Annotated in this window: 5 protein-coding genes and 2 pseudogenes; 6 read left to right on the top strand and 1 reads right to left on the bottom strand. The window is 71.5% G+C overall.

Annotated features, from left to right (window positions below):
- From EES42_RS33220 to EES42_RS33210, 3 genes are all read left to right on the top strand, one after another.
- The coding region (locus EES42_RS33220; protein WP_124722218.1) for an LAETG motif-containing sortase-dependent surface protein at nucleotides 1-210 on the top strand (210 nt) is incomplete at its 5' end.
- 247 nt (nucleotides 211-457) lie between these two features.
- Entirely contained in the window at nucleotides 458-2,623 is a 2,166-nt protein-coding gene (locus EES42_RS33215; RefSeq protein ID WP_124721916.1) for a PAS domain-containing protein, read from the top strand.
- 502 nt (nucleotides 2,624-3,125) lie between these two features.
- Complete coding sequence (locus EES42_RS33210; RefSeq protein ID WP_241196748.1) at nucleotides 3,126-4,436, top strand: ferredoxin reductase family protein; 1,311 nt, start codon at nucleotides 3,126-3,128, stop codon at nucleotides 4,434-4,436.
- Nucleotides 4,437-4,509: 73 nt separating this feature from the next.
- Here EES42_RS33210 and EES42_RS33205 read toward each other — a convergent pair.
- Nucleotides 4,510-4,905: pseudogene (locus tag EES42_RS33205) on the bottom strand (helix-turn-helix domain-containing protein); the annotation flags it as partial.
- On the opposite strand from EES42_RS33205, the pseudogene EES42_RS33200 reads away from it, so the two are divergent.
- The 3 genes and pseudogenes from EES42_RS33200 to EES42_RS33190 form a co-directional block, all read left to right on the top strand.
- Nucleotides 4,887-5,048: pseudogene (locus EES42_RS33200) on the top strand (zinc-binding dehydrogenase); the annotation flags it as partial. The pseudogenes EES42_RS33205 and EES42_RS33200 overlap by 19 nt on opposite strands.
- Before the next feature lie 153 nt (nucleotides 5,049-5,201).
- Complete coding sequence (locus tag EES42_RS33195) at nucleotides 5,202-7,487, top strand: ATP-binding protein (RefSeq protein ID WP_124721914.1); 2,286 nt, start codon at nucleotides 5,202-5,204, stop codon at nucleotides 7,485-7,487.
- A 74-nt stretch (nucleotides 7,488-7,561) separates the two neighbouring features.
- On the top strand, nucleotides 7,562-8,224 hold the full coding sequence (locus EES42_RS33190; protein WP_124721913.1) for a DUF5701 family protein: 663 nt from the start codon (nucleotides 7,562-7,564) through the stop codon (nucleotides 8,222-8,224).
- Nucleotides 8,225-8,408 lie beyond the last annotated feature (184 nt).

The following is an 8,408-nucleotide window of genomic DNA, read 5'->3' as shown; positions in this document are numbered from 1 at the left end:
GCCGCGCCGAAGGCCGCCGGTGCGGCCGCCGGACCCGAGGCCAACGGGGGTGACGGCACCACCGGGCAGGCCCCGGACACCGAACTCGCCGAGACCGGCGGCAACAGCAACACGCCCTACATCGCCATCGCCGGGGCCGCCGTACTGTCGATCGGCGCGATGGCGGTGTTCGCCCTCGGTCGCCGTCGCTCGGCGGCAGGCGGCCGCTGACCTCCCCTCGCCCCGTGTCGCGGCGCCCCCTCGCCGCGCACATCAAGTGGCAATGCGGCGAGTCGAATCGGCCCGATGCCGCGTGCCCGTGCAGGGCGCTGTTGTCGCAGCCCACACCGCGACGGCGCACCTGCGCGGGCGGACCGTACCCAACACCCTTCACCCGCCCGTGCTCCGGACGGCAGGAAGCTGCCGGTCCCGGAGTGCCGGCAGGCAAGCTGCGGTGGTTCAGGAAGGAAGCGTCGTCGTGAACATCAGACCATCCCGAGGTGCCGACCGCCTTGCGGCCATATTTGACGCCCTCCCCGACGGCCTCGTGCTCGTGAACAGCAACGGCACGATCGTCAATGCCAACACCATGGCCCTCGGCATGTTCGAAATGCCCGGCACCGTGCTGGTCGGCCGTGGGCTGTTCGACCTGCTGCCGGACTTCGACCCACGCCTTCTCCCGGGCTCGATGCCGCTGCCCGGGGACGCCGGCGGGCAGGGCCGCCCCGCGCCCGCACGCATGGTCGCCCGGCGCGCCGACGGCAACGAGTTCGCCGCCGAGGTCACCGGCGTCCACCTGGACGACCGGCGCGAGACGCCCGACCCGTACGACGGCCACAGCGATGACCGGCTTCTCCTGCTGGTGGTACGGGACCTCGCAGGCACCCTTGATGCCGAGACCGAGCTGGGGCGTTCCCAACGGCAGTTGGAGATGATCCTCCGGGCGGCGTCGGAAGGGGTCGTCGGCACCGACGCCGAGGGCCGCGTCGTACTGGTCAACCCGGCCGCGGCACAGATCCTCGGCTACCGGGCCAGCCAGCTCGGCGGACAGCAGCTCCACCCGCTGATCCTGCACTCCCGGGCGGACGGCGAGCCCTTCCCGTACGAGGAGTCACCGCTCTCCGACACCCTCGGATCCGGTCGCAAGCACCGGGTCCGCGAGCAGGTCCTGTGGGCACAGGACGGCGAACGGATTCCCGTCGACATCACCACCGCGCCGGTACGCGACGGGAGTCAACTCGTCGGCGCGGTCATGACGTTCACCGATCAGCGCCCCTACGAACAGCTCACACAGAAGCACCAGGCACAGCTCGCCGACCTCACGGAGCGGCACAACACCGAACTGGACCGGCGCGAGGAGCGTTACGCGGCCCTGGACGCCCGGCACGCGCAGCTGGAGGCCGTCCTGGACGGGGCCCTGCACGGGTCTCTTGAGCGACTGCGTACCGAACTCGGCACCCTGGCGGCCGACGATGCCTTTCACCTGTGGCCGGAGGCCAACCAGCTCCTGCAGCACCTGTCGGCCGGATACGCCCGGATGACCGCCCTCGTGAACAACGTGCTGGGATATCAGCGGCTCGACGCGGGCACGGACGGGCTGCGCAGGAAAGCCGTGCTGCTCGACCAAGTGGTGGACGACGGCATCGACGGCGCCGTCGAACTGATCGGCCCGGGCCGGCTCCGGTTCTCCGTGGACACACCGCCGATCGAGGCGGAGATCGACCCGGAACGGCTCGCGACCGCGCTCGCCCACCTCGTCGCGGACGTGGCCGGCATCGACGATGACATGGGCGCCGCGGGTGTCGACCCGACCATCGTCGTCGTGGCAGCACAGTGGGGCGACACCGTACGGATCGAGGTCCGCGGGCCGCACATCGGCGGCGATCCTGTGCATCAGCCCATCGTGCGGGGGATCGTCGCCGCGCACGGCGGTGTGGTGCGGACGCGCGAGGTGCGGGAGACGGGCGGGACCGCGTACGTCCTCGAAGTGCCCGTCGTGGCGGACAGGAGAACCACCACCTCGCAGCCTTCCCCGGATGCCCGGCACGCCCTGCCCGTTCCGAGGCCATCCGCGGAGGTCCCGGACACCGGTGGCAGCGGCCGCCGACGTGCCCGGCGCCCTGCCGCGGACATGGTCCCGCGCAGCTCGACGGCCCCTTCGCGCAACGGATCCGGACCGACCGGCCGTCGCCGGGGTCGCCCCGCCGAAGGCGTCGTGGTGACCGCGTCCGAGGGTGCGAAGAAACACGCCGCGCCCGGAGACGCCGTGCATCTGCACGGGGTGCGAGGAGGAGCCCCGGCTCCCATGCATGCCGGCGTACTGACCATCGAAGCGGACGACGACGGGTTCCCCGCACCGCTGTCCGCCGGGGACGGGCGGCACGTGCTGGTGGCCGCGCAGGAGTGGCCCGCCACGGCTGAGGCCGTGCCCTGGGCGCGGTTCGGGACGGCACCGGCCCGGACAGAAGGCGTCCCCGAACTGATGCCGGCGCCCTCGGAGTGGCCCGAACCGCCGCCCCCTGCCCCTGCACAGTCCCTGCCCGGCGGGGTGACCCTTTACCCCGTGCCGGATGTGCCGGACGCATCGGTGAAGGAGTTCGGGCAGGGCCCCGCATTCCCTTCCCGAACTCCGGCCGGCGCATGACCCCAACCGTCACGCCGCACGAATGACGATTGCAGGCAGCCGCGCATCAGAAGTCGAAACCTGGTGCCATTGATTTCCGGCAGATGTGGCAAGCGCCGTAATTCGCGGTGCGTGAACCGTGCGAACCGGTCGCCGTGGAGCAGTTCTTATTCGGTCCGAAAGCCAGACTCAAGAAAACCTTAAGGATCCTCAAGGAAGCCGCTGCCGGAGTTTTCGTGCGATTCCAGCAGCTAGGTTCAGCTCTGTGGAAACCCGGGACCATCCTGAAGTGAATATGAACCTCTCCGCAATTCGGCCGACGGGCGCTCCGGTGGGCCGGCGGCGCGCCTCGCGCACCGGACCCGCGTCCCCCGGTCCGGCTCCGGGCCCGCGGCATGCCGCGGGCCGCTCGGCGCCCGCGGCGTCCGCGCGGACGAGGCACCGCGAGCAGCCTGCGGGGTCGCGCCGCGAGCAGCTGGCACGAGTCGCGAAGCAGGCCTTCCCCGCCGGAACCCGGCTTTCGGTGCCCTTGAGGATCTCTCCGAAGTCCCTGCGGGGCGGGCTGGTCGCGGGTGTCCTCTGGGTCCTGGCCCTGTGGGCCGTGGGCATGCGGCCGACGCTCCGGCTCGACGAGTTGTTCGCGACGTTCGCCCATCTCACCGGCCTGCTCGCCGGCTACGGCGCTCTGGGCATGTTCTTCCTGATGGCACGGGTGCCCGCCCTCGAACACGGCGTCGGCGCCGACCGGCTCGCGCGGTGGCACGCGTGGAGCGGGCGCTGGGTGCTGCTGTTGTGTCTGGGGCATGCGCTGCTCGCACTGTGCGGATCCGCCGCACGCCACGGGAACGACCTGCTGACCTCCGCGTTGCAGATGCTCAGCCGTACGCAACTGGCGTTCGCCACACTCGGACTGGTGCTGCTGTGCGCTGCCGGAGCCGTATCGGCGCGGTCGATACGCGGCCGGATCCCGCACGAGACCTGGCGGGCGGTGCACCTGCTCACCTACCTCGGAGCCGCGCTCGGGGTCGCGCATCAGATGACCGGTCCGGATCTCGCCGACAACACCTGTGCCTTCTGGCTGTGGGCGCTGCTGCACGCCACGGTCGTCGTGCTGCTGGTCCGGTACCGGCTCGTCGTCCCCGTACGCCAGGCACTGAAGCACAACCTGCGGGTCGTGGAGGTCAGGGCCGAGGGGCCCGATGTGTTCTCGGTCGTGATGGAGGGGGACGGTCTCGACGAACTCCAGGCGGAGGCCGGGCAGTTCTTCCGCTGGCGGTTCCTGCAGCGCCGGGTCTGGCACTCCGCGCTGCCGTTCTCGCTCTCCGCGCCCGTGCGGGACAACAAGCTCAGGATCACCGTCAAGGCGGTCGGGAACCACACCCGGCGGATCCGAAGGCTCAAGCCCGGTACGCGGGTGCTGGCCACGGGTCCGTTCGGTGCCATGACGGCCCACAGACGCAAGCGGCGCAAGGTGCTGCTGCTCGCGGGCGGCGTGGGAATCACACCGATGCGGGCGCTCTTCGAGGCGCTACCGGGCGGACCCGGCGACATCACCCTGCTCTACCGGGCCGGCAGCGAGGAGCAGTTGGTACTGCGGGAGGAACTGGAGGCCATAGCCGCGTTCCGTCAGGCGGGACTGCACTATCTGCTCGGCCCGTCCGACGCCTCGTTCAATCCGCTCGCCCCGCAGACGCTGCGCAGTCTGGTCCCCGACCTGGCCAGGCGCGACGTCTATCTGTGCGGGCCGCACGGCATGACCGTCGCGGCGGTGGCGGCACTCGTCCAGGCAGGGGTTCCGCAGAAGCGGATCCACACCGAGAGTTTCGCCCTGTGACCAGAGCTCCCGGTCCGATGCCGGGTCCGGTGCCGGCTGCGGCCGTCTGGTTCCGTCCTGTCCGTGCCGGCCGTCAGGCATTGGCCCCGGCCGTGGCCGCTCCTCGGAACGTCCTGCGGTAGGCGAGCGGGGAGACACCGATGGCCGCGTGCAGATGCTGGCGCAGCGATGTGTCGTTGCCGAAGCCGGTCTGCGTGGCGACCTCGTCCACGGGCAGGTCGGTGGATTCCAGGAGGTGCCGGGCCCGGGCGACGCGCTGCTGGGTGAGCCAGCGGCCCGGGCGGATCCCCGCCTCGTTCTGGAAGCGCCGCGCGAACGTACGGCGGCTCATCCGGGCATGGGCGGCGAGGTCGGTCAGGGCCAACGGCTCGTGCAGCCGCTCCAGGGCCCACTGACGGGTGGCGGAGGTGCTCTGCCCGGACGGCTCCGGTACCGGCCGGTCGATGAACTGCGCCTGCCGCCCTGGCCGCCTCCGGCGCACTGAGGCCGCGGATTCACGCGACGTTCCCGCTGGCCAGGGCCGCCGAAGCGCACACGATGCTCGAAAGCGGGCGGGTCACGGGGAAGAGCGTCCTGGTGGTCGAGGAGCGGCAGGACCGGAACGCCGACTGAGTGCGGCGGGGTGAGGCGGGGCGGGTGCCGGGTTCTCTGCGCCCCGCCCGTACCCGCCTTCCCGTTCGAACATCGGCAACGCTCCGGAGTCGCGCATCTACACTGTGCTGACCTCTCGCAGAGGCGCGAGAACTTGATCACCACGGGGGCCCCATGGGATTCGGCTTCGGGCAGCGGCGCAGCGGGCAACCCCCCGCCGAGCGGACCAGCTTCGTCGGACGTACCGAGGAGATCTCGCTGATTCAGGAGGCCTTCGGCGAAGTACGGCTGGTCACGCTGGTGGGCCCCGGAGGCGTCGGCAAGAGCCGCACCGCTCTGCGCGCGGCGGAGGGACTGCGGGAACGGTTTCCGGACGGGGTGTGGCTGGCCGAACTTTCGGCCCTCTCCGACCCGGAACTCGTACCCGCGACGCTGGCCACCGTGCTCGGAGTCCCGGACCAGGCCGGGATGGAACCGCTGGACGCGGTCGTCGGCCATCTCAAGGGGCAGCAACTGCTCATCGTGCTCGACACCTGCGAGCACATGATCGACGCCTGCGCCGTACTCTGCGACGTCCTGCTGCGCGAGGCCGCCGAGGTGTGCGTACTGGCCACCAGCCGGCAGCCCCTCGACGTTGCCGACGAGCGGACGATGCCGATCGCGCCGCTCGGCGTGGACGACGCCGTGGAACTGTTCACACAGCGGGCCGCCCGCGTGCTGCCCGGCTGGACCGTCACCGAGGCCAACCGGACACAGACGCTGGCACTGGTCGAACGGCTCGACAGAATCCCGCTCGCTCTCGAACTGGCCGCGGTACGCCTGCGGGTGGCACCACTTGCCGAGCTGGTGTCCCGGCTGGACCGCCGGTTCGAGGTGTTCACCGGCGGGCAGCGGGCGGCCTGCGCCCGGCACCAGACGCTGCGTACGACCATCGGCTGGTCCCACGAGCTCTGCACCCCGGCGGAGCGCCTGCTGTGGGCACGCCTGTCCGTCTTCGCCGGACCGTTCGAGCTGTCGGCCGCGGAACGGGTGGGCGGGGGCGACGGGCTCCCGTCCGACGCGGTCCTGGAGGCGCTGTTCGGCCTGGTGGACAAGTCGGTCGTGCAACGCGTGGGCGAGGCCGGGGCGCGCTACCGGCTCCTGGACACGATCCGTGAATACGGTGCCGAGCGCCTCGACGAGGAGAGCAACGCGGCCGCCGTGCGCGGGCGGCACTTCGAACACCATCGCGACACGGCCGGTCGCCTGTGGGCCGAACTCATCTCTCCGGCCCAGACCGAGCTTCATCAGGCGGTACGCGGCCAGATCGCCGACATCCGGGCCGCGATGAAGTACGCCTTCACAGCCCCTGGCCGCGCGGCGGAAGGGCTGAGCCTCGCCGTGCAGCTCGCCCCGCACTGGCGGGCGACCGGCACCCTGTCGGAGGGGCGGTACTGGATCGACAAGGGGCTCCGCCTGGTGCCCGAGGACTGCGCGGAGCGGGCCTGGGGCCTGTTCATGACCGGCGTGTTCGCCACCTGGACCGCCGACCTCGCGGAGGCACCCACCTTCTTCCGGGAGGCGCGGGAGGTGGCGCTGAACTGCGACGAACAGCGCGTGGCGATGTTCACCGAGCCCTACATCGGGGCGATGAGAGCGCTCTGCGGCGAGATCGAGGAGGGACTGGCCGAGCTGGAACAGGGACGCCGGCGGATCGTCGCCGTGGGCGACTCGCTCGGCATCAGCATGGTCCACTACGAGGGCGCGCTGCTGCGGGCGGTGCTCGGGGACACCGACGGGGCCCTCGAACTGTGCGAGGTGGGGCTGGCCCATCTGCACGACACGGGCGATCGTCAGTTCTACGGATCCACACTCATGGCGGAGGGCCTCATCCTCTGGCTCGCCGGACGCCACGAGGAGGGCGCCGAAGCGCTGCGGCAGGCCCTGGACGCCATGAGCGAGATCGGAGACGTGCTGGTCGCCGCGCTCTGCTGTCTGGGCCTGGCCTGGCACGCCGCACAGCAGGAACGCCACGTCAGGGCGGCCTGGCTGCTGGGATACGCGGAAGGCGCGCGGCGGCTCGGCGGCGACCCCGTGGCCATGCTGACGTCCGTGCTGGAACAGCAGGAGGCGACCCGGAACGCCGTGCGGGAAACGCTGGGAGACACGGAGTACGAACGCTGGTACGGCGTGGGGGCCCGGCTGTCGGGGACCGAGATCCTGGACGCGGTCCGCGCGGACACCGACAGCCCACTGGCCGGGCAGCGACTGCCCCGCAGCAGGCCGGGGTCCCCGGCGACCGACGTACTCACCCCGCGGGAGCGGGAGGTCGCCGCGCTGGTCGCACGGGGACTGTCCAACCGGGAGGTCGCCGAGCGACTCGTGATCTCCAAACGGACCGCGGACACGCATGTCGAGCGCATCCTCACCAAGCTCGCGATCGACTCACGTACCGAGATCGCGTCGGTGCTGAGTCCCTAGGCCCGTCCGGCGGGAACAACCCGGCCGGCCGCACCGTTGATCCACTCGCTCTGTACCACGAACCGAGGAGTACTGTGCCCGGCACCGCTTCCACCAGCACCACGGTCGGCCCGCTCCCGTCGCTCACCGCTCAGGCCGAGCGCCTGAGCGCACTGGGGGTGCCCGAACTCGCGGGCATACCCGCCGACGAGATGCGCGCCTTCGCCGAAGGCGCCGGCGGCGACCGCACCGATGCCCTGCTCGTCGTCCACCCGGACCGCGCCCCCGCCTCCGCCCTCGCGCCGCTGCTCCGACGTGACGGCAAGCCCGGATTCGTCGTCGTCGACATGCCCGACGTCGACCGGTTCGCCCCGGTGGACATCGAGTTGCCCGAGGCCTCCCTCTACCTCGTGACCGGCATCGACCGCGGCGACGACAAGGCCGACTGGAGCCCGGAGGAGGCGTTGCCCGCCCTCACCGAGGAGGACCGCTCTCCGCTGCTGCTCACCGAGGGCATCCAGTGGGTGCTCCAGCAGCCGGAGGCCCTGGAGCGCAACCGCTGCTTCATGACCATCGGTTCCCGGCTGCGCAAGGCGAACGGCGGCTTCGACGCCCGCACCCCGGCGGTCTGGATCAGCAACGGCACCGGGCGGGACGGCCGCGAGCGGCGTAATGCCCCGAAGGTCGGCTGGTGCTGGTGGGGCAACCGCCACAGCTGGCTGGGCTTCGCCTCCGCCACCGGCCGCGAGTCGGTGTGAACCGACGGACGGGCCACGGGGCAGGGCCTGCCAAGGCGGTGTCCTGGAGTGATCTCGCGTGGTGGATCATGGACGGGTGACAAGACGCCATGAACTGACAGGCGTCGAGCGGGAGTTCGTCCGGCCGCCGCTGCCCGCGCCGTCCGCCCGTCGCCGGGAGGCAACCCGGTGAACCATGCCGTCG

The sequence above is a fragment of the Streptomyces sp. ADI95-17 genome, from assembly GCF_003846175.1.
Classification (GTDB): Bacteria; Actinomycetota; Actinomycetes; order Streptomycetales; family Streptomycetaceae; genus Streptomyces; species Streptomyces sanglieri.
The sequence above is the reverse complement of the archived record's forward strand: the minus strand, read 5'-3'. Positions and strand labels throughout refer to the sequence as shown.